A 26,551-nucleotide genomic window follows, 5' to 3' on the forward strand; every position below is an offset into this window, starting at 1 on the left:
GAGGGCGTTCTGATGGGTCTCGAATTTCTCTGGTACATCCCCAACCAGGACCGTCCGGGACACCGTGGCGACGACGTGGTCGCCGGCCACAACAGCCTGGACACCCTGACCACGCAGGCCCTGGCCCTGGAGGAGCACGGCTGGGGTGGCGCGCTGCTCGGCACCGGCTGGGGCCGGCCGGACACGTTCACCGTCGCCACCGCCCTGGCCGCGCGGACCACGACGTTCCAGCCGTTGATCGCGGTCCGGCCCGGGTACTGGCGGCCGGCCCACTTCGCGTCGGCCGCGGCGACGCTGCAGCACCTGTCCGGCGGGCGGGTTCTGATCAATGTGGTGTCCGGGAAGGACAATCTGGCCGCGTACGGCGACAGCGAGGGCGACCAGGCCCAGCGGTACGGCCGCACCCGCGAGTTCCTGCGGATCGTGCGCCGGCTGTGGGCCGAGGAGAACGTCACCTACCAGGGCGAGCACTTCCAGGTCACCGATTCGACGGTGGTGCCGCGGCTGACCGAGCCCCCGCGGCTGTACTTCGGCGGCGCGTCCGAGGCGGCCGAGCGGGTGTCCGCGACCGAGGCCGACGTGCAGCTGTTCTGGGGCGAGACGCTCGACGGCGTACGGGAAAGAATCGATCGTCTGAAAACGCTCGGTGCCGAGCTGGGCCGCGAACATCAGCCCCTGGAGTTCGGTCTGCGCATCACCACCTTCGTGCGCGACACCACCGAGCAGGCCTGGGCCGACGCCGAGGCCCGGGTCGCCGAGATGGCCCGCACCGCCAAGGTCGACCCGAACCGGCACACCGCGGTCGGCCAGCAGCGACTGCTCGACCTGGGCGGGCGCGGCGACGTGCTCGACGACAACCTCTACACCGCGCCCGGGCGCTACGGCGGGGGCGGCGCCGGCACGACCTGGCTGGTCGGTTCGGCCGCCGACGTGGCCAAGTCGCTGCGCAAGTATCAGGACCTGGGCATCACCCACTTCGTCCTGTCGGACACCCCCTACCTGCGGGAGATCCAGCGGCAGGGCGACCAGTTGCTACCCCTGCTGCGCGCCTGACCGATCACCGTCCGGCTCAGGCCCGGACTCTGCCCATTTTCCTACTTCGCCCATCGGCTTAATAGTTAATAGACCTTCCGGGAGACAACCGTGTCCGACCTTCGTAACTCCATCGAGAACGCCGAGTCCGGCCGCCGCCGATGGCCCTGGATCGCCGGCGGCACCGTCCTGGCCGTCCTGCTCGCGGCCGGCATCGCGGTCGCCGCGAACCGGGGCGGCCCGTCCGCCCAGAGCGCCGGCAGCGACGAGCCGGTCAACGGCGGCACGCTGCAGTTCGCCCTGATCGACTACCAGCGCAGCCCCGACCCGCAGTGGGGCACGAACTACGCCGAATCGCTGATCGGCAACAACGTCACCGACAAGCTGACCTGGCAGGACCCGGACACCGGCGAGATCACCCCGTGGCTGGCCGAGTCCTGGGAGTACAACAGCGACCTCACCGCGTTCACCTTCCACCTGCGCCACGACGTGACCTTCAGCGACGGCACGCCGTTCGACTCGGCGGTGGTCAAGGCCAACTTCGACCAGTACGTGCACGGCGACCAGAAGCTCGGCATCAACCCGAACGGGGCGGTGCTGCTGGCCGGGTACGTCGAGACGCAGACGCCGGACCCGTACACGGCGGTCGTCCGCTTCGCCAAGCCGCTGGCCAGCTTCCTGCAGGCGTCCTCGTTCACCGCCAACGCCCAGCCCGGCTTCCTCTCGCTGTCCACGCTCGCGCTCAGCGCCGAGCAGCGCACCGACCCGACCAAGGTGATCGGCACCGGCCCGTTCGTCTACGAGTCGTGGGAGGAACAGGTCAAGACCGTCCTGGTCAAGCGCAAGGGCTACAACTGGGCGCCGCCCGCGCTCAAGCACCAGGGTGAGGCCTACCTCGACAAGATCGTGTTCAACACCATCCCGGAGGCCAGCGTCCGGACCGGCTCCCTGGAGTCCGGCACGATCGACGCGACCCTGGACGTCGGCACCACCGACGAGAAGCCCCTCGAAGCCAAGGGCTTCAAGATCATCCACCGGAGCGTGTCCGGCACGGCGATCTACTTCAACTTCAACTCGCAGCTGTTCCCGACCAACGACATCGCCGTCCGCAAGGCCGTCCAGCTCGGCTGGAACCGGGACTCGGTCAAGAAGACGGTGCTGACCGACTCCTACTCGATCGCCACCTCGGTCCTCAACGACTCGGTGCAGGGTTACGTCGACTACAGCGGCTCGGTCCTCAAGTACGACCCCGACCAGGCCAAGAAGATCCTGGACGACGCCGGCTGGGTGCCCGGCGCCGACGGCATCCGGGTCAAGGACGGCAAGCGGCTCACCCTCAAGCTGCTCGGCATCAGCAACCTGGTGGTCAACAAGCCGGCCTACGAATCGGTCCAGCAGGACCTGCAGAAGATCGGCGTCGACCTGCAGCTGACCGTCGTGCCGATCCCGGACTACACCGCCCAGGTGGCCAAGGCCAAGACCGACTGGAACATCACCGCGGCCAACCGGTCCCGCAACGACCCGGCCGCGCTCAACCTGGTCTACAACCCGAAGCTCGGCAACTCCAGCTTCCTGGACGCCAACTCCACCGGCGTCGACGTCGCCGAGGTCACCAAGTCCCTCGACGACCTGGAGACCACCCTGGACCCGGCCCGGCGCAAGGCCTACGCCAAGACCGCCCAGGACCTGCTGGTCGAGAAGTATGCGCTGGTCAACCCGATCTACAACCCGTCCCAGGTGATCGCCCAGGCGAGCTACGTGCACGGGATCGTCTTCGACGCCCAGTCCCGCAACCACTTCGTCAACGCCTGGAAGAGCAACCAGAGATGACCGGGCTCGCGCGGTACGCCGCGCTCAAGGTCGGCCGGGCGCTGTTCGTGGTCTGGGCCGCGTTCACCGTCACCTTCGTGCTGCTGTTCGTCCTGCCGGCCAACCCGGTCGACCTGCTGTTCGACCCGGCCGAGGTCAACGCCATCCCGCCCGAGGTCAAGGCTCAGGTGGCGGCCAACTACGGGTTCAACGAGCCGGTCCTGCTGCAGTACCTCGGCCGGCTCGGGCACGCGCTGACCGGTGACTTCGGCAGCTCGGTGCAGTCCGGCAAGCCGGTGCTCGGCGCGATCGGCGACGTGCTGCCCAGCACGCTCGCCCTCGCGCTGGGCGCGCTGGTCCTGGCCGTACTGCTGGCCTTCGGGATCGCCCTGGTGGCCACCGCGACCCGGCGCCCGTGGCTGCGCGACCTGGTCGAGGCCCTGCCCTCGGGCGCGGTCTCGGTCCCGGTCTTCCTCTCCGGCATCCTGGTGCTGCAGATCTTCTCGTTCCAGCTGGGCTGGTTCCCGTCCTTCGGCGACCAGGGCTGGCGCAGCCTGATCCTGCCGCTGATCACCCTGGCCGTGCCGGTCGCCGGGCCGATCGCGCAGCTGCTGACCCGCAGCTTCGCCACCGAGTTCGCCTCCGGGTACGTGACCACCAGCTGGGCCAAGGGCGCCACCCGCGGCCGGATCATCGTCGGCGACGTGTTCCGCAACGCCGGCCTGCCCGCGCTGACCATCGCCGGGGTCACGTTCGGCAACCTGATCGCCGGCGCGGTCATCACCGAGACCGTCTTCGCCCGCAAGGGCCTGGGCCGGATGACCCAGACCGCGATCAACACCCTGGACGTGCCCCTGGTGGCCGGCATCGTCGTGCTCGTCGCGGTCAGCTTCGCCCTCATCAACCTGATCGTCGACCTGGTCTACCCGATCCTCGACCCGCGGTTGCGGGCGACTCTGACCGCCGGGAGCCCGGCATGACCACGCTGACCGCGGGCTGGGCCCGCCCCCGATGGCCGAAACTCACCTGGGTGCGGCGGCCGGTCCTGGTGCTGTCCTGGATCATCGTGCTGGTCGCGATCGGTTGGGCGGTCGCGCCGCACCTGTTCACCTCGTACAGCCCGTTCGCCGGGGACACGTCGGCCAGCTTCGCGCCGCCCAGCGCCGAACACTGGTTCGGCACCGACCGGCTCGGGCGCGATCTGTTCGCCCGCAGCGTCTACGGCGCCCGCACCACCCTGACCGCCACCCTCCTGGCCGTCCTGATCGCTTTCGGACTCGGGGCGTTCGTCGGGCTGATCGCCGGGTTCGCCGGCGGCATCGTTGACACCGCGATCATGCGGGTGGTCGACGTGTTCCTGGCCATCCCCAGCCTGCTGCTGGCCATGGTGGTGGTGTCGGTGCTCGGCTACTCGACCAACAACATCGCGCTGGCCGTCGGGATCTCCTCGATCGCGTCGTTCGCCCGGGTGATGCGGGCCCAGGTGCTCACCGTCGTCACCCAGGACTACGTCAAGGCGGCATACGGCCTCGGCGTCGGCCGGCTCGCCGTGATGCTGCGCCACGTCGTCCCGAACGCGCTCAGCGCCGTGATCGCCCTGGCCGCCCTGGAGGTCGGCACCGGGGTGCTCGCCGTGGCCTCGCTGGGGTTCCTCGGCTACGGCGCTCCCCCGCCGCAACCCGAGTGGGGACTGCTGGTCGCCGAGGGACGCGACTACGTGGCCGTGCACCCGTGGGCGTCCATCCTGCCCGGGCTGGCGCTGGCCGCGGTCGTCATCGCCACCCACCGCATCAGCACGTCGTTCCGGAAGGAGAACCGGCGATGAGTTCACAGACCGTTCCGGAGGCGGCCTCCCCGACCGTGCCCGAGGCCGTCGCCCCGGCCGCGCCCGCGGCGTCATCCGCGGCCGACCCGCTGCTGCGGATCAGCGGGCTGGCCGTCGACTACCGCACCGGAAGGGCGTGGACGCCGGCCGTGCGCGGCGTCGACCTGCACGTCCGGCCGGGCGAGTTCGTCTCCCTGGTCGGCGAGTCCGGCTCGGGCAAGACCACCCTGGTCCACGGCGCGCTCGGCCTGCTGCCGGCCGCCGCGCGGATCCGATCCGGCTCGATCGTCTACTCCGACGTGGACGTGACCGGCTGGAACGACCGGCGGATGGCCCTGGTCCGCGGCAACTACGTCGGTTTCATCCCGCAGGACCCGAACACCTCGCTGAACCCGGTCAAACGGGTCGGCCAGCAGGTCATCGAGGCGGTCCGGTTCAACCGGCCCAGGGGCGCGTCCGCCGCGTCGTACCGGGAAGCGGCTCTGGAAAGCCTGCGCACGGCCGGTCTGCGGGAGGTCGAGCGCGTCTTCCACCAGTACCCGCACGAGCTCTCCGGCGGCATGAAGCAGCGCGCCCTGATCGCCATCGCGCTCGCCGGCCAACCGAAGATCATCGTGGCCGACGAGCCGACCAGCGCCCTCGACGTCACCGTCCAGAAGCGCATCCTCGACCACCTGGCCGGTCTGCGCGAACGGCTCGGCATCGGGATCCTGCTGGTCACCCACGATCTCGGCGTCGCCCTGGAACGTTCCGACCGGATCCTGGTCATGCGGTCGGGCGAGATCGTCGAGTCCGGTCCCGTGGCCACGGTTCTGGACAACCCGAAAAGCGAATACACCCGCCGGTTGCTCGATGCGGCCCCCTCGCGCCACGCCGGGCGCCTTCTTCCCCCTTCCGGCGTACGGACCAAGCCGGTCCTGCGGGCCGACGCCCTCACCAAGATCTACCGCCTGCGCAGCGGTGCCCAGCTGCGCGCGCTCGACACGGCCGGCCTGGTCCTGCGCGAGGGCACCACCCACGCGATCGTCGGCGAGTCCGGGGCCGGCAAGTCCACCCTGGCCGGGATCCTGGCCGGATTCGTCACCCCCGACCACGGCACCGTGCACCTGGACGACCGGGAACTGACCGGGCTGCGCCGCCGGCAGCTGCGCGAGGTCCGCAAGGACCTGCAGTTCGTCTTCCAGAACCCGTTCACGTCGCTGGACCCGCGATTCACCGTGCGGCGGCTGATCGCCGAGCCGCTGCGCGCGTTCGGCCTGCCCACCGCCGAACGGGTCACCGAACTGCTCGACGCGGTCGCGCTGGACGAGTCGTACCTGGACCGGCGGCCCGGCCAGCTCTCCGGCGGCCAGCGCCAGCGTGTCGCCATCGCCCGCGCGCTCGCCCTCAACCCCCGCGTGGTGATCCTCGACGAGGCGGTCAGCGCCCTCGACGTGTCGGTCCAGGCGCAGATCCTGCGGCTGCTGGCCGACCTGCAGGCCCGGCTCGGGCTCAGCTACGTCTTCGTCACCCACGACCTGGGCGTGGTCCGGCTGATCGCCGACGACGTGACGGTCATGAAGGACGGCGCCGTGGTCGAGACCGGCCCGGCCGAGCGGGTCCTCACCGCGCCCGCCCACGAGTACACCCGGCAGCTGCTCGCCGCGGTCCCCCAGGTCTAAGGAGCCGACGTGCTGCACCTCAATGTCAACATCCTCAACGCCGGGGTCTTCGGCGGCTCGTGGCGGTTCCCGGGCACCGACGGCACCGCCAGTTACACGATCGAGCACTACACCGAGATCGCCCGCAAGGCCGAGGCGGCCAAGCTGGACGCGGTGTTCCTGGCCGACGGGCCGGTCCTCGACCCGAACATCCGGCACCGGCCCGGCAACAACCTGGAACCGACCACGGTGCTGGCCCGGATCGCCGCCCGCACCGAGCGGATCGGCCTGATCGGGACACTGTCGTCGTCCTACAACGACCCGGTCGAGCTGGCCCGCCGGCTCGGCGACCTGGACTACGTGGCCGGCGGCCGGTTCGGGTGGAACGTGGTCACCACCGCGGGGGCGGCCGCCGCGGCCAACTTCGGGCGTCCCGGCGAACCCGAGCACGCCGGCCGGTACGCCCGCGCCGCCGAGGTCACCACCCAGGTCGTCGCCGCCTGGGCCGACCGGACCGCGCTGCGCTCGCCCCAGGGCCGGCCGGTGGTGGTGCAGGCCGGCGGGTCGACCGACGGGCGGCGCCTGGCGTCCCGGGTCGGCGAGGTGATCTTCTCGGCCGACCAGGACCTGGCCCACGCCCGGGCGTTCCGCAACGAGATCCGGGCCGGGGCGGCCGCGTTCGGGCGCTCGCCCGAGGAGATCGTGGTGCTGCCCGGCCTGTCGACGGTCGTCGGGAGCACCGAGGCCGAGGCGAACGCCCGGCGCGAACTGCTCGACGAGCTGCTGCCCACGGCGTACGCCCGCAATCGCCTGGCCGGGCAGCTGGGCTTCTCGCTCGACGGGCTCTCCGATGACGAGCCGATCCCGGACGAGCTGCTGGTCGAGCCGGACGAGGCCGGCGGCTCGCAGACGTTCTACCGCGTCGTCAAGCAGATCATCGACCGGGATCGGCCCACCCTCGGGCGGCTGCTGAAACGGCTCTCGGGCGGGGGCGGGCACCGGATCGTGACCGGCACCCCCGAGCAGATCGCCGATGACATCGAGATCTGGTACCGGGCCGGGGCGGCCGACGGCTTCAACGTGATGCCCGACGTGCTGCCGTCCGGCTTCGACGACTTCGCCGACCACGTCGTGCCCGAGCTGCAGCGACGTGGCCTGTTCCGCACCGAGTACGAGGCGACCACCCTGCGCGGCCACCTCGGACTCGGTCTTCCCGCCCTGGAGGCCGTCCGATGAGTATCACCGTTCAACTCGCCCTCGCGGTCGGCGGCGACGGCCTGCTCTCCCTCGACGACGCCGTCCGGATCGCCGCCGTCGCCGAGGAGGCCGGGGTCGCCGCGATCCGCCTGGCCGACAACTCCGGCCACGGGCCGGCCCTCGACCCGTCCGTGGTCGCGTCCTACCTGGCCGGGCGGTACAGCGGCGTCGGCTGGGTGCCGACGCTGCCGACCACCGGCAACGCCCCCTACAACGCGGCCCGGCGGATCCTCTCGCTGGACCGGGCCACCGGCGGCCGGGCCGGGGTGGCGCTGCTGCCCGGCCGCGGCGACGAGGTCAGCGAACAAGCCGCGCCGGACCCGGGCGCGACCGACCCGGCCCGCCGCTGGACCGAGTACGCCCGGGTGCTGACCGGCCTGTGGGAGTCCTTCCCGCGCACCGCCCTGATCGGCGACCAGGACTCCGGCGTGGTCGTCGACGACACCGCGATCGCGCCGATCCGACACGAGGGCGCGTTCTACCGGGTCGCCGGCCCGCTCGACGGCCCCTCCTCCGCGCAGGGCCGCCCGGTCCTGGTCGCCGACCTGGACACCCTGGACGTGACCGCGGTCGCGGCCGGCGCCGACGTCGTCGTGGTCGACCTGGCCCGGGCCGCCGGAGTGGACGCGGCGCTGAGTCAGGCGCTGCGACGGGCCGGGCGCCGCCGCGACGAGGTCGCCCTGCTCGGCCGCGTACGGACCGGGAGCCCGGAACAGTTGCGTGGCTGGGCCGCCCACCACCTGCTCGACGGCTTCGAGCTGATCCCGGAGGGCCGCGCCGAGGACGTGATCGCGGTGCTGCGGGCGCTGACGCCACGGCCACCGGCACCGACCCTGCGGGCGGCATTCGGCCTGGCCGAGGCGCTGGCGGTGGCCGCATGACCGCCGAGGTGACCGCAGCCACGACAGCGAGCGCGGCCGGGACGACGGACTGGACCGTGGCCGGGATCCGGGCCGGGGCCGAGCCGATCCTGCGCGTGCTCGCGGCCGGCGCCCGCGACCGGGAGGCCGACCGCCGGTACGCCTACGCCGAGGTCCGCGCCCTGGCCGAGCAGCGGATCACCCTGACCGGGATCGCCACCGCCGACGGGGGCGCCGGCGGCACGGTTCGCGACGTCGCCGACCTGATCATCGCGATCGCCCGGGCCGACTCGAACGTGGCCCAGGCCCTGCGCGGCAGTTTCCTGATCGCCAACCAGGTCGCGGCCCGCCCCGACCTGCCGAACCGGGCGACCGTCCTGGCCCGACTGCGCGCCGGCGACCTGTTCGCCGGCACCGGCAACGAGCGGACCGGCGGCCCGAGCGGGTCGGTGCACACCACGCTGCGCCGCGACGGCGACGGCTTCCGGGTCGACGGCGAGAAGTACTACTCGACCGGCGGCCTGTACGCCTCCTGGTTCACCGGCTCGGCCGTCGCCGAGGACGGCCGGGTGTACAGCTTCACCGTCCCGGTCGACCGGGACGGCGTGCAGCGGCTCGACGACTTCGACGCGGTCGGGCAGCGGCTCACCCAGAGCGGCACGACCCGGCTGGCCGGTGTGCGGGTCGCGGCCGACGAGGTGACCAGCCGGGACAACAGTGCCCTGGACATTCCCTGGCTCGGCTCGTTCGCGCAGCTGTACCTGGCCGCGGTCGAGGCCGGGATCGCCGCCGCCGCGTTCGACGACGCGCTCTGGTTCGCCCGGGAACGGGCCCGGCCGATCAAGCACAGCACGGCGGCGCGCAGCGTCGACGACCCGTACGTGCGGCACACCGTCGGCGAGATCGCGGCCCGCGCCCAGGCCGCTCGGGCGGTGGTGCTGCTCGCGGCCGAGCAGCTCACCGCCGTACGGGAAATTGCTCGTGACGAACAGCGGAGCGCGGCCGCGGCCGCGTCGGTGACCGTCGCCCAGGCCGGCGTGATCGCCGTGGAATCGGCGCTGCGCGCGGCCGAGCTGCTGTTCGACGTCGGCGGCGGCTCGGCCACGAGCCGGGACCTCGCCCTGGACCGGCACTGGCGCAACGCGCGCACGGTCGCCAACCACAATCCCCGGCAGTGGAAGGCGGCCGTGGCCGGCGCCTGGCATCTGACCGGCGAGGAACCCCCGACCACCGGTTTGTTCTGAAGGAGAACGATGACCACGCGATACCTGGGCCGCACCGGCGTGCGGATCGGCCCGCTGACCCTCGGCACGATGAATTTCGGTCGCCACCAGGACGAGGCCGAGAGCCTACGGATCATTCACGCCGCGCTCGACGCCGGGATCACCTCGGTCGACACGGCCGACGTGTACGCGCAGGGGGTCTCCGAGGAGATCACCGGAAAGGCGCTGCGGGGGCGGCGGGACGACGTCTTCCTGGCCACCAAGTTCCACAACCGGATCGGCGACGACCCGTCGCACGCCGGTAACTCGCGGCGCTGGATCGTCCGCGCCGTGGAGGACAGCCTGCGCCGCCTGGGAACCGACCGCATCGACCTCTACCAGGCCCATCGCCCGGACCCGCACACCGATCTGCTGGAAACGCTGCGGGCCCTGGACGACCTGATCCGGGCCGGGAAGATCCTCTACTACGGCACCTCGGTCTTCCCCGCGCATCAACTGGTCGAGGCGCAGTGGCTGGCCGACAAGCACGGGCTGACCGCGCCGCACACCGAGCAGCTGCCGTACTCGCTGCTGGTGCGCACCAACGAGCGCGAGGTCTTCCCGGTCGTCCGCAAATACGGCCTCGGTGTGATCAGTTACGGTCCGCTGGCCGCCGGCTGGCTCTCCGGCGCCTACCGGATCGGCGCCGATCAGCCGACCTCGGCGCGGGCCGACCTGATCCCCGGCCGCTTCGACGTCAGCGCCGACCGCAACCAGCGCAAGCTGGCCGCCGCCGACGCCCTGGCCGGGCTGGCCGAGGAGCACGGGCTGAGCCTGATCGAGCTGGCGGTGGCGTTCGCGCTCAACCACCCGGCGATCAGCAGCATCATCATCGGCCCGCGCACGGCCGAGCACCTCGACACGTACCTGAAGGCCGCGACCGTGCGGCTCAGCGCCGACATCCTGGACCGGATCGACCGGATCGTCGAACCCGGCACCCACTTCCTGGAGCGCGACACCGGCGTCGACACTCCGTCCCTGCAGCCCGACCAGCTCCGAAGGAACCCCGCATGAGCGACCGCTACGACCGTCTCGCCTACCGCCGCACCGGGAGCTCCGGCCTGAAACTGCCCGCGTTCTCGCTCGGGCTGTGGCAGAAGTTCGGCACCGACTACGCCTACGACACCCAGCGCGACATCGTGCTGCACGCGTTCGACCTGGGCATCACCCACTTCGACAACGCCGACCGGTACGGGCCGCCGCACCGGGCCGCGCAGAAGTTCTTCGGCGAGGTGCTGCGCAAGGATCTGGCCGCCCACCGCGACGAGCTGATCCTGACCACCAAGGCCGGCAACCCGATCGGGAAGAGCCCGTATCTGACCGGCGGCTCCCGCAAGTCGCTGCTCGCCTCGCTCGACCACAGCCTGCGCGACCTGGGCACCGACTACGTCGACGTGTTCTACCACCACCGGGCCGACCCGGAGACGCCCCTGGAGGAGTCGGTCGGCGCGCTGGTCAGTGCCGTTCAGCAGGGCAAGGCGCTCTACGTCGGCGTGTCGAACTACGATCCGGCGCTCGCGCATCAGGCGGCCGTGCTGCTGCGCGGGGCCGGCGTGCCGCTGCTGGTCCACCAGCCGCGGTACTCGATCTTCGACCGGACGCCGGAGACCGGTGGGCTGCTCGACGTGGCCGCCGCCGACGGGTTCGGGCTGGTCGTCTACTCGCCGCTGGCGCAGGGCCTGCTCACCGACAAGTACCTGGACGGCATCCCGGCCGGCGCCCGCGCGCTGAACAGCGCGTTCCTCAAGCCGGAGTCGATCGACGACGCGTACCGGCAGCGGGCCCAGGCGTTGAACAAGATCGCCTCCGACCGCGGGCAGTCGCTGGCCCAGCTCGCCCTGCAGTGGGTGCTGCGGGACACCCGGGTCACCTCGGCGATCCTCGGCGCCAGCTCACCGGAACAGCTCGACCACAACGTCCAGGCGCTCGACTTCCCCCCGCTGACCGCGGAAGAGTTGTCGCTCATCGACGGCGTCTGATCCATGACGGACAACCGCGTAGGGGCCGGCCTCGCCGACGGCCGGCCCTTCCGGCTCGGATTCCTGCTGCACCTCGACGAGGATGTGCCGCCGGCGACCGCGTACGAGCAGGCGATCGAGCTTTTCCGGCTCGCCGAGGAGCTCGGCTACGACTCCGGGTGGGTCATCCAGCGGCACTTCCGGCAGGGCAACGAGCACGTCTCGGCGCCGTTGGTGCTGCTCGCGGCGATCGCCCGGCACACCCGGCGGATCCGGCTGGGCACCGGCGTGCTCGTCCTGCCCCTGGAGGACCCGCTCAAGGTCGCCGAGGACGCGGCCACCCTGGACGCGCTCAGCGGCGGACGCCTGGAGCTGGGCGTCGGCTCCGGGCCGTTCCCCGGTGCCTGGGAGGCGTTCGGGCAAGAGATCAAAAACCGACATCAGCTGTACGAGGCATCGGTCGCCCGCCTGCACGACGTGCTCGACGGGGTGTCGCTCAACAGCCTGGGCGAGGTGCTGCACCCGCCCGGGCACGGCGTCCGGGACCGGCTGTGGCAGGCCACGACCAGCGACCCGGACCTGGCCGTCTCCGCCGCGCAAGCGGCCGGCAAGGCCGGTGACGGCCTGCAGCTGTCCCGGGCGACCGCGTGGCGCGAGGCGTCCCCGGCGGTGGCCCGGGCCCGGCAGGCGACCTGGATCGACGCGTACCGGGCGGCGGCCACCCGGGAGCCACGGGTGCAGGTGTCGCGCGCGGTCTACCCGCACCCCGACCCGGCGGAAGCGATCCGCCTGGTCACGCCCGGCGTCCGGCGGTGGCAGAGCTGGCTGTCGCCGAAACGGGACGTGGCCGGGCTCGGCGTCGAGGAGTACCTGGCGGCCGACCACGCGCTGCTCGGACCGCCCGAACTGCTCGCCGAGGACCTGGCCGGCGACCCGGCGCTGCGGCACGTGACCGATCTGCTGGTCAGCTTCGTGCCGGGGGTGCCCGACCGGGCCGAACACCGGCGACTGCTGGAGACCACGGCGCGTGACCTGGCGCCCCTGCTCGATTGGCGGCCCGCGGCATGACCTTCCACCTGATCATCTCCCTGATGACCCCCGGGCACTTCCGGCACGCGTGGCGGCTGCCGCACCGCGACCCGCGGGCCTACCTGGACGTCGACCACTTCACCCGACTGGCCCGGATCGCCGAGGAAGCCCGGATCGACGCGGTGTTCCTGGGCGACGCCCCGGCCCTGCGCGGCGAGATCGAGGACGCGCCCGGCACCGGCCTCGACCCGCTGGTGCTGCTCGGGCACGTGGCCGCGCTCACCACCCACCTCGGCGTGGTGATCACCAGCTCGACCACCTACAACTCGCCGTACAACCTGGCCCGGCGCTTCCAGGCCCTGGACCACGTGACCAAGGGGCGGGCCGCGGTCAACATCGTCACCACCGGAACGCCGGCGGCGGCAGCCAACTTCGGGGCCGGAACCCACCCGGCCCGCGCCGACCGGTATCGGCGGGCGCGGGAGTTCCTCGACGTGGTGACCGGGCTGTGGGACGGCTGGGCGCCCGGGGCGATCGTGGCCGACAAGGCGACCGGCCGGTACGCCGACTCGTCCCGCATCGACCGGCTGGACCACCAGGGCGAGTTCTTCTCGGTGGCCGGGCCGCTGCCGGTCCCGGCCGGTCCGCAGGGCCGCCCGATGGTCGTCCAGGCCGGCGGCTCCGAGGGCGGCCGGGACCTGGCCGCCCGGTTCGCCGACGTGGTGTTCACGGTGGCCCGGACCAGGGAGCAGGCGGTCGCGTTCCGCGACGACATCCGGCAGCGGGCGGCCGACGCCGGGCGGGACCCGGACAGCATCAAGGTGTCGCTCGGCGTGGTCGTGCTGGTGGCCGGCACCGAACAGGAGGCTCACCTGCGGCAGCGGGAACTCAACGCGACCCTGCCGATCGAGCAGCTCGCCGCGGCGCTGACCGCCAACCTCGGGCTGCCCGCGGGCCGGTTCGGGCCGGACGACCCGATCAGCGCGGCCGACCTGCCCGAGGTGGCGCCGGACAGCGCGTTCTCGGCCGGGTTCGGGGCGGCGCTGCGCGCCCTGATCGCGGAAGCGCCACGGACCCCGCGGGAACTGGTCGAAGGGGGTGCGGGCGGGGCCGGGCACCGGCTGCTGGTCGGCTCACCCGAGCAGATCGCCGACGACCTCGAGGAGTGGTACGCGGCCGGAGCGGCCGACGGGTTCACCGTGATGCCGGCCGACACCGCGGTCGACCTGGAGGACTTCGCGACGCTGGTCGTGCCGCTGCTGCAGAAACGCGACCTGTTCCCCACCGAGTACACCCATCCCACGCTGCGCGAACGACTCGGACTGGGTCATCCGGGACCCGCTTGACTCAGATCACCGGTGGCCGGGCCGATCACACCGGCGTGATGGGTCCGAGGCGGCGGGTGGCCGTGCTGGTCGCGGTGTCGCTGGCGACCGCCGTGCCGGTCGTCCTGCTGTCCACCAGCTCGGCCGCGTCGTACACCCAGCTGGGCAGCAGCCTGCTCGCCTGCCTGGCCGCCGCCTTCGGGGTCGCCGCGGCCCGGCGGGCGACCGGCACCGCACGCTACGGCTGGTTCCTGCTCGCCGCGGCCAGCCTCAGCTGGGGGCTGGGCAACTTCTACTGGTCGTACAACGAGCTGGTCGCCCACGCCGAGGTGCTGTTCCCGTCCCTGGCCGACGCCGGCTACCTGCTGTTCCCGCTGCTCGGCGTCGCCGCCCTGTGGCTGATCTCGGGCTGGACGTCGGCCCGGGCCCGCCTGACCGTACTGCTGGACGGCCTGATCGCGGGCAGCGCGCTGTTCGCGGCCGGGTGGACGCTGACCGTCCGCGACGTGTGGCAGGCCGGCGCCGAGACACCCCTGACGTTCGTGGTGCTGCTGGCCTACCCGGTCGGCGACATCGTGCTGGCCACCATGGCCGTACTGATGGCGGCCCGGACCCGGCGTGGCGGACGCGGCGTCGGCATCCTGCTGATCCTCGGCCTGGTCGGCATGACCAGCGCCGACGTGCTGTTCGCGGTCGCCACCTCGGCCGGTACCTACTTCTCCGGGCAGGCCTCGGACGCCGGCTGGTTCATCGCGTTCACCGCGCTGGCCTCGGCCGGCTGGCTGGCCTCCCGACGCCCGATGACCCTGGCCGAGGACGGTGGGGTGAGTCGCTGGCAGATCAGCGTCCCCTACGTCCCGTTCGGGGTAGCCGCCGTCGTCGCCGCCGGGCAGAGCCTGCTCGGCGGCCGGATCGACCCGCCCGAGGCGGTGTCGCTGCTGGCCGGACTGATCCTGGTCCTGCTGCGGCAGCGGTCGACCATGCTGAACAACGCGACGCTGACCCGGCGGCTGCGGCACCAGGCGTACCACGACCCGCTCACCGGGCTGGGCAACCGCGCCCTGTTCACCGAACGGCTGGACAGCGCGCTCGGCGAGGGCACGCCGGTCGCGATCGTCTACCTCGACCTGGACGACTTCAAGCTGATCAACGACTCGCTCGGGCACGACGCCGGTGACGCCGTGCTGAACCGGGTCGCCGACCGGCTGCGGGCCCACTTCGCCGAGCCGGACACCGTGGCCCGGCTCGGCGGCGACGAGTTCGCCGTGCTCACCACCAGGGTCGACGACCTGCCCGAGCAGGCCCGGCGGCTGCTGGCCGAACTCGGCGACAGCACCATCCCGATCGGGGCCAGCATCGGCATCGCGGTCACCGCGCCCGGGATGACCAAGCCGGAGGACCTGCACAAGAACGTCGACCTGGCCATGTACGCGGCCAAGCAGCGCGGCAAGAACACGTACGCCGTCTTCGAACCGGCCATGCGGGAGAACTTCGATCAGGAGCTGATGTGGCGGGCCGAGCTGCGCCAGGCCCTGGCCGACGACGCCCTGCACGTCGTCTACCAGCCGATCGTCGGCCTCGGCGACCACCGCCTGGCCGGCGTCGAGGCGCTGGCCCGCTGGGGTGCGGTGCCGCCCGAGGTGTTCATCCCGGTCGCCGAACGGGCCGCGTTGATCGACGAGCTCGGAATGTTCGTGCTGCGTCAGGCCTGCGTCGACTTCGCCGAATGGCCGGGCGCCCGCGACACCTACCTGTCGGTCAACGTCTCACCCCGGCAGCTGCTCGACCCGCGCTTCCCCGACCGGGTGGCCGGTGTGCTGGCCGAGACCGGGCTGCGCCCGGGGCAGCTGGTCCTGGAGATCCCCGAGACCGCGCCGGCCGACGAGGTGGCCGGCGCCCTGGACCGGCTACGCGCGACCGGCATCCGGATCGCCATCGACGACTTCGGCACCGGCCACGCCTCCCTGCGCCACCTGCACCGGTTCCCGGCCGACATCATCAAGATCGGTCGGATGTACGTCGGTGAACTCGCCCGTGAGCCGGTCGGCCACCCGATCCTCGGCACCCTGCCGCACCTGTTCGCCGCGGCCGGCCTCACGGTGATCGCCGAGGGCATCGAGGACGAGGGCCAGGCCACGCTGCTGCGCGACCTGGGTTACCCGCTCGGCCAGGGCCACCACCTCGGCCGGCCGGGCACCCTGGCGTCGATTCCCCTGAACGCGATCCGCGTCTGACCCTCGGTAGCGCGTGCTGCTACGGCCGAGCGCAGGCGACGCCGGACTCGGCCTGCCGTACACGGGCGCTGGTCGAGGCGGCGTCTGATCAGGCCGCGCAGGTGCCGGGCGGTGCGGTCGGCTCGCCGAGCTGGGCCAGGGACTGGTTGACCTCGGTCTGGGTGGCGAGCTGGCGGTACTGCGAGCCGACGACGACGTCGATCACGTCGGTGGTGCGGGCCGGGTCGAAGTCGGGTTCGGCCTCGCCGAGGAAGAACGCACGGATCCACTGGGCCGCGCCGACCGACTTCGGTCCGAACTGGATCACGGCGACCTGGGTGGACTTGGTCTTGCTGGTGGCCGGCTTCTCCATCACGAAGCCCCGGTACTTGAAGTCCTCGGTGGCCTGCTCGGCCACGCCCGCGGTCCGGGTGCCGTTGAGCACCCGCAGCTTCACCTGCGCCGGGCCGGCCGGGAGCCGCAGATCGACCCTGGTCGAGCAGCCCTCGCTGGCCATCGCGGCACCCTGCGTGTCGTGCACGACGGCGAATCCGGCGACGGCGAGACCACCCACGGCCATGCCACCGATGACGCGGTAGGCCCGCGTGCGCGTGTCTTTCATACCGCCCCATTTGCCCCATCGATGGCTGGGCTATGCGGTGATCTCGATCTCCTTATTACAGTACGGACTTGTGAACGTCACCCCGGTCGCCCTGGCCGCCCCGCACCCGGCCGCCGCCGACGCCGCGCGAGCCGTGGTCGCCGCCGGCGGCAACGCCTTCGACGCCGCGCTGGCCGCCGCCGCCGCGCTGACCGTGGCGTACCCGAACCAGTGCTCGATCGGCGGTGACCTGGTCGCCGTCGCCCGCCCGGCCGGGCAGGCACCCCGGGCGGTCCTGTCGATCGGGGCGGCCGCGGCGAACGTCGACGTCGAGGCGTTGCGGGCGGCCGGGAGCGAGATGCCGTACGCCGGTCCGCAGACGGTGACCGTGCCCGGGGTGGTCGCCGGGTGGGCCGCGGTCGCCGGGCTCGGCGCGCGCCTGCCCCTGGGCGATCTGCTCGCGCCGGCTCGTGCCCTCGCGGCCGGCGGGGTGCCGGTCAGCCCCGGGCTGCGGCGGGCCGTGCTGGCCGAGATCGACGTGGTCCGGGCCGACCCGGGGCTGTCCGCGCTGCTGCTCGACGACGCCGGTGAACCCGTCGGCACGCTGGTCCAGCCGGCGCTCGCGGCGACCCTGGACGCTCTCGCGGCCGACTGGCGGTCCTACTACACCGGGGACGTCGCCCGCCGGCTGGTCGCCGGGCTGACCGCGCTGGGCAGCCCGCTGTCGCCGGCCGACCTCGACGCGCACCGGGCCGAAGTCGTCGAGCCGCTGACCCGGGTCGTCGACGGGGTGACCTGGCACGCCGCGCCGCCACCGGTGCAGGGCGCCACGTTCCTGGCCCTCGCCGGGTCGGGCGACCTGATGGCCGACTCGTGGCGGGCCCGCCGGGCGCGGGACCGGCTGCTCGGGGATCCGCGGAACGGGCCCATTGATGTGGACGGTCTTCTCCTCCGTACGGGAATGGCGGAATTTGATCGGAAAATCGGACCGAAAGCGGCTGGTGACACCGTGGCGGTGGCCGCGGTCGACGCGGACGGGAACGCGGTCACGCTGATTCAGAGCGTGTTCTGGAGTTTCGGGTCGGGAATGCTGGAACCGGGGACCGGGATCGTGCTGCACAATCGGGGGTCGTCGTTCAGTCTCGACCCGGCGCATCCGGCGCGGATCGCCCCCGGGGTGCGTCCGCCGCACACGCTGTGCCCGACTCTGGCCGTGGACGGGGAGACCGTCGTGGCGCTCGGGTGCCAGGGTGGGCGGTCGCAGCCGTGGATCCTCGCGCAGGTGGCCGGCGACGTACTGGAATCGGATGATCTGGATGGGTTGGTGGCCCGGCCGCGGTGGGTGATCGGGGCCGAGGAGATCGACCGGGACGGGCCCACGCTGGTGCTGGAGCCGGGTTTGACGGTGCCGGAGATGACGTCGGGGTTCGTCGTGGAGACCCTGGCGGAGCGGCATGACGGGGCCGGGCATGTGCAGGTCGCGCGATTGAGGGACGGCGTGCTGGCGGCGGCCAGTGATCCGCGTGCGGATGGTGATCCGGTCGTTCTCAGGCCATGACGCGGCGGCCCTTTCCGGCGTTTTTTGCCTGATACATCGCGGTGTCGGCGTGCCGGATCAGGTCGTCGGCGTCGCCGCTGTGCCGGTCCCGGACCGCGACGCCGACACTCGCGCCGATCCGCACCGTGTGATCGAGCAGTTCGAACGGCTCGGCCAGCACGGACACGATCCGGTCGGCGATCGCGGTGGCGTCCGAACGGTCCTGCAGGCCCTCCACCAGCACGGCGAACTCGTCGCCGCCGAGCCGGGCCACCGTGTCCGACTCGCGCACACACCCTCGCAGGCGGTCCGCGACCAGGACGAGCAGCAGGTCACCGGCGTGATGGCCGTACCGGTCGTTGACCGGTTTGAACCCGTCCAGGTCCACGAAAACCGCGGCCACCGGCTCGTCCGTCAGATCCTGCCGCTGGACCGCGGCAACCGCCTGCTCGGTGAAGAACGCGCGATTGGCCAGGCCGGTCAGGCCGTCGTGAAACGCCTGGTAGCGCAACTGCGACTCACGGCTGCGGAGCTGGTCGAGCATGCCGCTGAGCTGGGCGGTCAAGGTGCGGTTGTCGGCCGCGCCGATCAACTGGCGGACCACGACCAGCACGACCAGGATCAGCGTCAGGCAGAACAGGAACGTCTCCGGGCGGCCGGCCCGGATCGCGGTGATCACACTGGTCAGCAGGGCCGCGGTCAGGGGGAAGTACGGCAGAGCCAGCCAGGTCTGACGCGCGGCGCGACGCTCCCGGGACGGGCCCTGCGAGGCCGAGGTCGCGGCCAGACCGATCAGCAGATACCCGCCGAACCAGCCGAAATCCAGCCACGTGCCGGCGACGTACGTGCCGGCCATCACCTGGAACGCGTAAACCCCGTGGGCCAGCGAGAGCGACACCGCGCCCGTGACCAGAAGGGCGACACTGCCACGCAAACTCTGCCGGACGTGACCGAAAACGAGCAGCGCCATGGTCATCACGCCGACATCACCGATCGGGTACGCGATCCCGATCATCCAGACCTCGGGATCCGACTTGTCCGACCGGACCAGCGGGCCGAGCACGAACGCCCAGCTCACCGCCAGCAGCGAGACGGACATCATGGTGGCGTCGAGAGCCATCCGCCAGCGGCCCTGACGGGCGGCCGAGAGCAGGGCCAGACCGATCGCGGTCAGCGGGAGACTGCCCAGGTAGCCGACGTCGGCCAGCGACGGGTACGGCATCGGGCGGTGGCCGATCAGCTCGTACCAGCACCAGACGATTTGGCCGGCGCCCCACAGGCCGGTGCCGGTGCCGATCAGGGCCCAGCCGGCGCGCACCGAACCGCGGTGGCGGCGGGCGGCGAAGGAAGCGCAGAGGGTGCCGTAGAGCGGGGCGACGACCAGGGCGAGGTCACCGAACGCGATCATGGTGTGGTCGCTGCCCGGCCGGAGGGCGAGGACGGCCAGGTAGAGAGCGGCCATGACGGCTGGGATGAGGCGCCCGGTGAGTGGGGTCACACGTTCATTCGACCCCGCGCCGGGTCGCCGAGGAGGAACTTCCCGGGTGCAGCCCGGTGATCATCGGCCTCGCATGTCGGCGGTCACCCTGCTCAGCTAGCGGACGGCCCCAGAGTCCTCACTCGGGAAGAAATCGCCGCTATGGACGACAGCCCGCTCGCCGAGTTTCTTGATGATCGGGTCGAGTTGATCAGGATCCCGCTCACGGCAGAATTGAGCCACCTCATGCAAGTAGCCCGGTATATCCGTTTCGACAACAGCATCGCACAGCCATGGCTGCCTCCGGAGCAAGGCTGGATGGCTTAGCGCGAGAAGCAGGATTGGGACATTGACCCCACCACGCCATTCATCGCGAAAGCGCACCACGAGCCGGTCGAGAGTCTCAGCGCCGAGGTGGGGACCGTCCCGGAGGAGACACTGCATGAGCACGTTGAGACTGCCGTGAAAGATGCCAGAGCGATCGGACTTATCGAGCAGGTCGGCCAGGCTGACATAGGCCGCTTCGTCATACGGCAAAAGGCGGGCCAACCCGGCGGCGGGCCAGCCCCAGACGAACAGTTCGACGACTCGAACATGAAAGTCACGGCCGAACGCCGTCGTGCGAGCTGGGGCATCCATCGTGTCCTCGCCGGACTCGAATGTCACCCACCCCGTACGCAGTGCCGCCTCGCCGACGAAGTCACCGACAAGCCGAGCTTCGTGGAAGGCCGACGTTGGTTCGGACCACGGATCGTGTACCGACACGACCAATCGTGACTCCTCTCGGCGCAACCAGGCGAAGAGACCTTCCTGCGCCTCTTCGGTGAGACCGCTGCGCCACAGACGCACGACCGATTCGAAGTCCGGCGCGCCGTTCCCGCACAGCTCATCGACCGTGACCCCGACCTTCGGCCGGCACAGCACGGCCAGCAACGTGAGGTTCGCCGTGTAGGCCGCGGTCCGATTGACCAGGTCGAACGGTGTCGGACGGTAGGCGTCGTCCGTGATTCGTTTGCGCGCCATCCGGAACAGTTCGAGGATGACTTCGAGCAGCGTCTCCCGCTCGGTTTCGGGACGCGCGGCGATCATGTCCATGAGGAATGGCAGGATCTGTTCGCCGTTGCTCAGCGGCTGGTGCGAGAGCAGCGTCCGCAGCACCCGTTCGTCGAGGGTCGGCTGGTAGGCGCGACGCCGAGCACGCTGCCAGTCCTCGGCCAGCCCGGTCAGCAGCTCCACGGTGTGTTCGGCCACCAGGTATTCGCCGAACGTCGCATGCAGGAATTCGTAGGACCGCCGGCCGGGCGTCCGGGTCTCGTCGTCGGTCCGCGCGACATGAACGAAGAAGAACGCGGCAACGGTCCGGCGGGCCCGGCTGACCGGCTCACCCATCGCGGGCGCCGACCGCTCTTCCCCGGGATGCAGCGCTTCCAGATCGCGGCCCAGATCCTCCTCGCCGACCCACTGGAGGCGCCGGTTGAACATCGCGAAGGCGACCGCGGCCAGATCTCGCCGGCTCGCGATCTCCTCCTCGGCGAACCTGGCGTCGCCGAGATCGGCCGCGGCCTTCTCCCGGACCTGGCGACGGATGAACGAGTCGAGCAGCCGCCGGTACAGCTGATCGGTGGACAGATCGTCGGCGTCGAGCCCGGCCTCGGCGGCGTAGACCGCGAGCATCAGCAGCAGAAGCGGCTGACCAGCCAGGTCCTGATGACGCCAGAGCTCGGCGACGGTCAGCGGCCGGAATTCGGGCTGCGAACCGTTGGCGGTGTTCCAGGCCTCGGTCCAGCGTTGAACCCGGGGCTCGTCGAACGGCTCCAGTTTCATCACGAGGGTGCCCTCGCGCACGACCGTCCGATCCATCACCAGCGTCCGTGAGGTGATCACGACAACGACCGGCCGGCCCTGCTCCCATTCCTCCTGCTGGAAGGTCGCGGCCTGTTCGACGTATCGGGACTGCGTGATCCCGGTCGCCTGCACCAGTTCGTCGAAGCCGTCGAGCAGCACCACCTTCGTGGTGTCGGACGCGCGGCAGAACCCACCCCAGGACAGTCGATCCTTGGTGACCAGTTCGACGGCCGCCACGATCTGCTCGTGGATCGGCGCATCGGGGTCGACGTTGCGCAGCGGCACCCGGATGGTCGTGTAGGCCTCGGCCGGCACGCGGGCCGCCAGCACCTCGGTCAGCAGCGATTTCCCCGCACCCGGGTGGCCGAGAATGATCAGCGGCCGCTGGGTGCTGTCGGGCGCCGCCAGATAGGCGGTCAGAAATTCCTCGAGGTCGTCGCGTACATCGTGGTTCTCCCACCACGTCTCGCTGCTCAGCGGCGAATTCTTCTCGCAGACGGCCAGCCGGAACCGCGGGCTGACGAAGCCCTGCTCGACCTCGGGAAAGGTCAACCCGTCCGGAGCCGGCGAATCGGACCGCCACAGCGGCCTGCTCAGCGCGGTCTTGTAGTGCCTGGCCAACCCCTCCGCCGCCTCGGACGCCGCCGCGTCGATCAGCCGGCCGAGCTGCCGCGCGACACCGGTCAGCGTCTCGGTCTGACGCCGCACTTCAGCCCGGGTGGCGGCGTGCTCGTCGAGTTGCGACCAGATCCCGAACTCCGGCACGTCCTCGGCGAGCCGCACATACCGATCCCGATACCGCTGCAACGCGACCTCGACAACGCCGTCCGCCGCCGGCATCGTCATTCCCTGAGCAGCGGCAAGCCCGGCCGCGAATTCCCGGAACGCCCCGTGCATGGCCTGCAGCGCCCGCTCCACGGCGGGCAGATTCTCGGTGAAGCCGGTCAATGCGTCGGGCATCGAGATCGCACCGGCCCCGCCGAGCGGCCGCAGTTCCCCCGCCCCGATCCGGGCCCGTTCGTCATCGGTCAGTTCGAGCGTCTTGAACCGATCCCCGATGTGCTCGCCCAGCGCATCGAAGAACGACGAGATCACGAGGACGGTGTGAGCCGCCTCGATCAGCTCGAAATGGCTGCGCCCTTTGGCCGCCCTGATCCGGGCCGGCGCGCGTCCCAGCAGATCCCGCAGGATGTTGTTCGCCTCGCCTTTGGCGTCGAACCACGACAGCACGGTTTCGGAGAAGGGCGCCAGAAGCAGCATCGCTCCCCCGGCGACCCGGCCGATGATCTCGACCGGATCCTCCCCGCCCACCAGCAACCGCACCGCTTCTGCATAGGACAGTCGAGAACGGGCCACGCACGCAGCGTATCGATTCGATCAATGGACCGGCAGCGGCCCGCGGCTCTTGATCGTCCGGATGGCGAAGGTGCTGCGGGCGTCCACGACGTGCGGGACGGCGAGGATCTGGTCGAGCAGGATCCGCTCGTACTCGGGCAGGCTTCCGGCCGCGATCTCGATAAGGAAGTCGGTCTCGCCGGAGATCAGGTAGCACGCGACGACCGCCGGAATCGCGGTCAGCGCGGCCTCCACCTGCGTCGACGCCTCGTGCGAGTGCCCGCTGACCTTCAGCTGCACGAAGATCGTCAACCCGAGTCCGAGCCGCTCGCGGTCGAGCTCGGCCCGGTATCCGGCGATCACTCCGTCCTGTTCCAGGGTCCGCAACCGCCGCAGGCAGGCCGACGGCGACAGGTTCACGGCGTCGGCCAGCTCGATGTTCGGGATCCGCCCGTCGCTCTGCAGCCGCGTCAGAATCGCCCGATCGGTGGCATCAAAAGAAGACATCACAACATTATTTCCCGTACGGACAAGTCAGCCGCACAAAGTTGCACCGATGACCTCGACGGCGCCGAAGTTTGCCATCGCGTGCGGCGCGACAGTCGCGAACATTGCGTCATGCTCAGCACCCCGCGTGGCATCGCGCTCTACGTCGGCGCCCTCCTCGGCCCCGGCCTGCTCGTCCTGCCCGGACTGGCCGCGGCCCAGGCCGGCCCGGCCTCGATCCTGGCCTGGGCACTCCTGCTGGTCCTGTCCGGCCTGGTCGCCGTCGTCTTCGCCCGTTTCGGCATCGAGCACCGCTCGGCCGGCGGTGTCGCCGACTACGTCACGGCCGGCCTGGGTGAACGCGCCGGGCACGCGGCCGGCTGGTGTTTCCTGGCCGGCATCGTCACCGGCGCCCCGATCGTGTGCACGCTCGGCGCCGGCTACCTGGCCGGCGATCCGGCCCGTCAGGCGCTGCTCGCCGGCGTCATGCTCGCGCTGCTGATCGTGCTCAGCCGGCGCGGCCTGCGCACCTCGACCGGGGTCCAGCTGGCCCTGGTCGCCGTACTGCTGCTGGTCCTGATCCTGGCCGTCGGCGGTGCCCTACCCACCGCGAGCGCCGCCCATTTCCGCCCGTTCGCGCCGCACGGCTGGTCCTCGATCGGGGGCGCCGCCGCCGTGCTCATGCTCTCGTTCATCGGCTGGGAGGCGGTCGCCCCGCTGACCGACCGTTTCACCGACGCCCGCCGTCAGCTGCCGCGCGTCATCGGCGCCGCCTTCGCCGTCACGGCGGTGGTCTACCTGGCGCTGGCCGCGACGACGATCGCCGCGCTCGGCCCCGGGGCGGGCACCAAGGTGCCGATCGCCGCGCTGCTCACGGTCGCGATCGGCCCGGCCGGCCCGGTGGTCGCGGCGGTCGCGGCCGTGCTGCTGACGCTCGGCACCGTGAACGCTTATCTCACCGGGGGTGCGGCTCTCGCCCGTACGCTCAATTCTTCGTCCTTGGAATTGACCCGGTGGTTCCCGATCAGCTTGACCATGGCCGGCGCGATAATCCTCGGGCTGATCGCTGCGGGAATCGTCCCGGTGGCGGCCGCGGTGACCATTCCGGTGTCATTCTTCCTGCTGGTCTACATCGGTTGCATGCTCTCGGCGGCCCGCGCCATGTCCGGCGCCCTGCGCGCGATCGCGTCCCTGGCGGCCATCGCCAACATAATCATTCTCGCGTACGCCGGAATCGCCGCCCTCCCGGCAATCCTGCTCGCCGCCGTCATCGCCGCGGCGGGCCGGCGCGGCTCTCCCCGAACCGGGAACGAGGCAGAACGCGAGCAGCCACGCCAAGCCTTCCCGGCTGATCACTGAGCCGGTTCGTATGCTTACGCAACGAAGCGTCACGCAGTAAGGTTCTCTCCGTTTTCGGGGTGACGGGGAGGGCGTCTTGGCGCGTCGTGGTGGTTTCATCGCTCAGATCCAGCGCGAGCATGCGCGTCAGGTGCGGGCGAGTCAGCAGGCTGAAGCGGCGTACATTCGCCAGCAGCAGGCGATGCGCCGGGCCGCCGAGCAGGCGGCCAAGGCCGCACAGCGAGCTTCGGCGGCCGACGAGCGGGAACGCAAACGCCTGTATCTGGAGGCCCGGGCCGCCGAGGTCGCGGCCGACAACGCCGATCTCCAGGCCCGGCTGCAGGAGCTCGAACAGCTGCTGGAATCCACCCTCGGAGTCGACGATCACATCGACTTCGGCCGGTTGCGGCAGACGGTTCAGCACCCGCCGTTCAATCCCGGGCAGCTGGGTCAGCCGATCCCCGGGCCGGACTGGCGGCAGTTCGAGCCGCCGGCGCCGACCGGGCTCGGCAAGATGTTCGGCGGTCAGGCCAAGTTCCAGCAGCAGATGGCGGCCGCGCAGGCCCAGTTCCAGCATGCTCAGGGGCAGCACGCCGCCGCGGAGGCGGATCGGCAGCACCGGCTCGCCGCCGCCTACGAGACCTACCGCCAGCATTGCCAGCGCGCCGAGGCGCAGGCCGCGGCCCGGAACGCGGAGGTCGACCGCTTCGCCGCGGCGTTCGCCGCCGGAGAGCCGCAGGCGGTCGTCGACTACTTCGGCATGGTGCTGGCCAACTCGGTCTACCCGGACGACTTCCCGCAGCAGTACCGGCTCGCCTACGTCCCGGAGTCCCGGCAGCTCGTCGTCGAGTACGAACTCCCGGGCCTCGACGTCGTCCCGGCCGTGCGCGACCACCGGTACGTCAAGACGCGCGACGAGGTCACCTCGACCGCGCGGCCGGCCAAGGAGATCCGCGAGCGGTACTCGTCCGTGGTCACCCAGGTGACCCTGCGGACCGTCCACGAGTTGTTCGAGGCCGACCGGGCCGGGCTGGCCGAGACCGTCGTGTTCAACGGTGTCGTGGACACCACCGACCCGCGGACCGGGCAGACCGTGCGGCCGTGCCTGGTCACCCTCCGCACCACCCGCGAGCAGTTCACCGTCCTCAACCTGGCCAAGGTCGACCCGGCCGCCTGTCTGCAGCACCTCAGCGCCTCGGTGTCCAAACGGCCGGAGGAGCTGGCGGCGGTCCGCCCGGTGCTGGAGTTCGACATGGTCGACAAGCGGTTCATCGACGAGGTGGATGTCCTGGCCGACCTGGACGAACGGCCGAACCTGCTGCGCCTGACGCCGAACGAGTTCGAGTCACTGATCCAGAACCTGTTCGCGAAGATGGGCCTGGACACCAAGCAGACCCGGCCCTCACGTGACGGCGGCGTCGACTGTGTCGCCTTCGACCATCGCCCGATCTTCGGCGGCAAGGTCGTCATCCAGGCCAAACGCTACCGCAACACCGTCGACGTGTCGGCCGTGCGGGACCTGTTCGGCACGCTGCAGAACGAGGGCGCGTCCAAGGGCATTCTCGTGACCACGAGCGGGTACGGTCCCGCGTCGTACGAGTTCGCCTCCGGCAAGCCGATCGAGCTGATCGACGGTGGGAACCTGCTGTATCTGCTCGCCGAGCACGCGCAGATCAAAGCCCGCATCGACGCGAGCGAGCTCGACTGACCAACCGCGTCGGT

General features: G+C 71.3%; 20 protein-coding genes. 16 read left to right on the forward strand and 4 right to left on the reverse strand.

The genetic code is table 11. The annotated features are described in order from the left end of the window. Window positions 1-12 precede the first annotated feature (12 nt). The 13 genes from ACSHV8_RS18050 (at window position 13) to ACSHV8_RS18110 (ending at window position 16,231) form a co-directional block, all read left to right on the forward strand. Window positions 13-1,053 (forward strand): LLM class flavin-dependent oxidoreductase, encoded by a 1,041-nt coding sequence (locus ACSHV8_RS18050; RefSeq protein WP_436534544.1) that lies wholly within the window; start codon window positions 13-15, stop codon window positions 1,051-1,053. A gap of 90 nt (window positions 1,054-1,143) precedes the next feature. Then, entirely contained in the window at window positions 1,144-2,862 is a 1,719-nt protein-coding gene (locus ACSHV8_RS18055; RefSeq protein ID WP_436534546.1) for an ABC transporter substrate-binding protein, read from the forward strand. Next, a complete protein-coding gene (locus ACSHV8_RS18060; protein WP_436534548.1) occupies window positions 2,859-3,821 on the forward strand; it encodes an ABC transporter permease in 963 nt (320 codons plus the stop codon). The genes ACSHV8_RS18055 and ACSHV8_RS18060 overlap by 4 nt, the downstream gene beginning before the upstream one ends. After that, the gene (locus ACSHV8_RS18065; protein WP_436534549.1) at window positions 3,818-4,666 is read left to right on the forward strand and encodes an ABC transporter permease; all 849 of its coding nucleotides are present in this window, start codon (window positions 3,818-3,820) and stop codon (window positions 4,664-4,666) included. Before ACSHV8_RS18060 ends, ACSHV8_RS18065 begins: the two co-directional genes overlap by 4 nt. Then, the gene (locus ACSHV8_RS18070) at window positions 4,663-6,327 is read left to right on the forward strand and encodes a dipeptide ABC transporter ATP-binding protein (RefSeq protein WP_436534551.1); all 1,665 of its coding nucleotides are present in this window, start codon (window positions 4,663-4,665) and stop codon (window positions 6,325-6,327) included. Before ACSHV8_RS18065 ends, ACSHV8_RS18070 begins: the two co-directional genes overlap by 4 nt. Before the next feature lie 9 nt (window positions 6,328-6,336). After that, window positions 6,337-7,542, forward strand: a complete 1,206-nt coding sequence (locus tag ACSHV8_RS18075; RefSeq protein WP_436534553.1) for an LLM class flavin-dependent oxidoreductase — start codon at window positions 6,337-6,339, stop codon at window positions 7,540-7,542. Beyond that, window positions 7,539-8,444: an LLM class flavin-dependent oxidoreductase gene (locus ACSHV8_RS18080; protein WP_436534555.1), complete on the forward strand. Its 906-nt coding sequence runs from the start codon at window positions 7,539-7,541 to the stop codon at window positions 8,442-8,444. Before ACSHV8_RS18075 ends, ACSHV8_RS18080 begins: the two co-directional genes overlap by 4 nt. Then, window positions 8,441-9,667: an acyl-CoA dehydrogenase family protein gene (locus ACSHV8_RS18085; protein WP_436534557.1), complete on the forward strand. Its 1,227-nt coding sequence runs from the start codon at window positions 8,441-8,443 to the stop codon at window positions 9,665-9,667. The genes ACSHV8_RS18080 and ACSHV8_RS18085 overlap by 4 nt, the downstream gene beginning before the upstream one ends. Window positions 9,668-9,676: 9 nt before the next feature. Then, window positions 9,677-10,699, forward strand: coding sequence for an aldo/keto reductase (locus ACSHV8_RS18090; RefSeq protein ID WP_436534559.1), 1,023 nt, complete (start codon window positions 9,677-9,679; stop codon window positions 10,697-10,699). Next, window positions 10,696-11,664 (forward strand): aldo/keto reductase, encoded by a 969-nt coding sequence (locus ACSHV8_RS18095; RefSeq protein WP_436534561.1) that lies wholly within the window; start codon window positions 10,696-10,698, stop codon window positions 11,662-11,664. Before ACSHV8_RS18090 ends, ACSHV8_RS18095 begins: the two co-directional genes overlap by 4 nt. A 3-nt stretch (window positions 11,665-11,667) precedes the next feature. Continuing rightward, window positions 11,668-12,711, forward strand: coding sequence for an LLM class flavin-dependent oxidoreductase (locus tag ACSHV8_RS18100; protein ID WP_436534563.1), 1,044 nt, complete (start codon window positions 11,668-11,670; stop codon window positions 12,709-12,711). Beyond that, complete coding sequence (locus ACSHV8_RS18105) at window positions 12,708-14,018, forward strand: NtaA/DmoA family FMN-dependent monooxygenase (protein ID WP_436534565.1); 1,311 nt, start codon at window positions 12,708-12,710, stop codon at window positions 14,016-14,018. The genes ACSHV8_RS18100 and ACSHV8_RS18105 overlap by 4 nt, the downstream gene beginning before the upstream one ends. Continuing rightward, window positions 14,015-16,231 carry a putative bifunctional diguanylate cyclase/phosphodiesterase gene (locus ACSHV8_RS18110; protein ID WP_436534567.1) on the forward strand — a complete coding sequence of 739 codons (2,217 nt, stop codon included), beginning with the start codon at window positions 14,015-14,017 and terminating at the stop codon, window positions 16,229-16,231. Before ACSHV8_RS18105 ends, ACSHV8_RS18110 begins: the two co-directional genes overlap by 4 nt. An 88-nt stretch (window positions 16,232-16,319) precedes the next feature. On the opposite strand, the gene ACSHV8_RS18115 is transcribed toward ACSHV8_RS18110, so the two are convergent. After that, the gene (locus ACSHV8_RS18115) at window positions 16,320-16,832 is read right to left on the reverse strand and encodes a LytR C-terminal domain-containing protein (protein ID WP_436534569.1); all 513 of its coding nucleotides are present in this window, start codon (window positions 16,830-16,832) and stop codon (window positions 16,320-16,322) included. A gap of 70 nt (window positions 16,833-16,902) precedes the next feature. On the opposite strand from ACSHV8_RS18115, the gene ACSHV8_RS18120 reads away from it, so the two are divergent. Next, window positions 16,903-18,369 carry a gamma-glutamyltransferase gene (locus ACSHV8_RS18120; RefSeq protein WP_436534571.1) on the forward strand — a complete coding sequence of 489 codons (1,467 nt, stop codon included), beginning with the start codon at window positions 16,903-16,905 and terminating at the stop codon, window positions 18,367-18,369. Here the strand turns inward: ACSHV8_RS18120 and ACSHV8_RS18125 are convergent. From ACSHV8_RS18125 to ACSHV8_RS18135, 3 genes are all read right to left on the reverse strand, one after another. Further along, a complete protein-coding gene (locus tag ACSHV8_RS18125; RefSeq protein ID WP_436534573.1) occupies window positions 18,359-19,810 on the reverse strand; it encodes a diguanylate cyclase domain-containing protein in 1,452 nt (483 codons plus the stop codon). The genes ACSHV8_RS18120 and ACSHV8_RS18125 overlap by 11 nt on opposite strands. A 132-nt stretch (window positions 19,811-19,942) precedes the next feature. Then, the gene (locus ACSHV8_RS18130) at window positions 19,943-23,026 is read right to left on the reverse strand and encodes an NACHT domain-containing protein (RefSeq protein WP_436534575.1); all 3,084 of its coding nucleotides are present in this window, start codon (window positions 23,024-23,026) and stop codon (window positions 19,943-19,945) included. A gap of 21 nt (window positions 23,027-23,047) precedes the next feature. Then, a complete protein-coding gene (locus ACSHV8_RS18135; RefSeq protein WP_436534578.1) occupies window positions 23,048-23,512 on the reverse strand; it encodes an Lrp/AsnC family transcriptional regulator in 465 nt (154 codons plus the stop codon). A gap of 111 nt (window positions 23,513-23,623) precedes the next feature. Here ACSHV8_RS18135 and ACSHV8_RS18140 point away from each other — a divergent pair, with 111 nt between their 5' ends. Then, window positions 23,624-24,850, forward strand: a complete 1,227-nt coding sequence (locus tag ACSHV8_RS18140) for an APC family permease (protein WP_436534580.1) — start codon at window positions 23,624-23,626, stop codon at window positions 24,848-24,850. A 76-nt stretch (window positions 24,851-24,926) separates the two neighbouring features. Next, complete coding sequence (locus tag ACSHV8_RS18145) at window positions 24,927-26,537, forward strand: restriction endonuclease (protein WP_436534582.1); 1,611 nt, start codon at window positions 24,927-24,929, stop codon at window positions 26,535-26,537. Window positions 26,538-26,551 lie beyond the last annotated feature (14 nt).

This window comes from Actinoplanes sp. HUAS TT8 (assembly GCF_051380535.1).
Lineage (GTDB): Bacteria > Actinomycetota > Actinomycetes > Mycobacteriales > Micromonosporaceae > Actinoplanes.

Excerpts from the sequence above, each read along its gene's own strand:
- ACSHV8_RS18135 (WP_436534578.1), bottom strand. The coding sequence starts at position 23,512 with ATGTCTTCTTTTGATGCCACCGATCGGGCGATTCTGACGCGGCTGCAG.
- ACSHV8_RS18095 (WP_436534561.1), top strand. The coding sequence starts at position 10,696 with ATGAGCGACCGCTACGACCGTCTCGCCTACCGCCGCACCGGGAGCTCC.
- ACSHV8_RS18090 (WP_436534559.1), top strand. The coding sequence starts at position 9,677 with ATGACCACGCGATACCTGGGCCGCACCGGCGTGCGGATCGGCCCGCTG.
- ACSHV8_RS18105 (WP_436534565.1), top strand. The coding sequence starts at position 12,708 with ATGACCTTCCACCTGATCATCTCCCTGATGACCCCCGGGCACTTCCGG.
- ACSHV8_RS18060 (WP_436534548.1), top strand. The coding sequence starts at position 2,859 with ATGACCGGGCTCGCGCGGTACGCCGCGCTCAAGGTCGGCCGGGCGCTG.
- ACSHV8_RS18100 (WP_436534563.1), top strand. The coding sequence starts at position 11,668 with ATGACGGACAACCGCGTAGGGGCCGGCCTCGCCGACGGCCGGCCCTTC.
- ACSHV8_RS18050 (WP_436534544.1), top strand. The coding sequence starts at position 13 with ATGGGTCTCGAATTTCTCTGGTACATCCCCAACCAGGACCGTCCGGGA.
- ACSHV8_RS18080 (WP_436534555.1), top strand. The coding sequence starts at position 7,539 with ATGAGTATCACCGTTCAACTCGCCCTCGCGGTCGGCGGCGACGGCCTG.
- ACSHV8_RS18065 (WP_436534549.1), top strand. The coding sequence starts at position 3,818 with ATGACCACGCTGACCGCGGGCTGGGCCCGCCCCCGATGGCCGAAACTC.
- ACSHV8_RS18125 (WP_436534573.1), bottom strand. The coding sequence starts at position 19,810 with ATGGCCGCTCTCTACCTGGCCGTCCTCGCCCTCCGGCCGGGCAGCGAC.
- ACSHV8_RS18115 (WP_436534569.1), bottom strand. The coding sequence starts at position 16,832 with ATGAAAGACACGCGCACGCGGGCCTACCGCGTCATCGGTGGCATGGCC.
- ACSHV8_RS18085 (WP_436534557.1), top strand. The coding sequence starts at position 8,441 with ATGACCGCCGAGGTGACCGCAGCCACGACAGCGAGCGCGGCCGGGACG.
- ACSHV8_RS18070 (WP_436534551.1), top strand. The coding sequence starts at position 4,663 with ATGAGTTCACAGACCGTTCCGGAGGCGGCCTCCCCGACCGTGCCCGAG.
- ACSHV8_RS18140 (WP_436534580.1), top strand. The coding sequence starts at position 23,624 with ATGCTCAGCACCCCGCGTGGCATCGCGCTCTACGTCGGCGCCCTCCTC.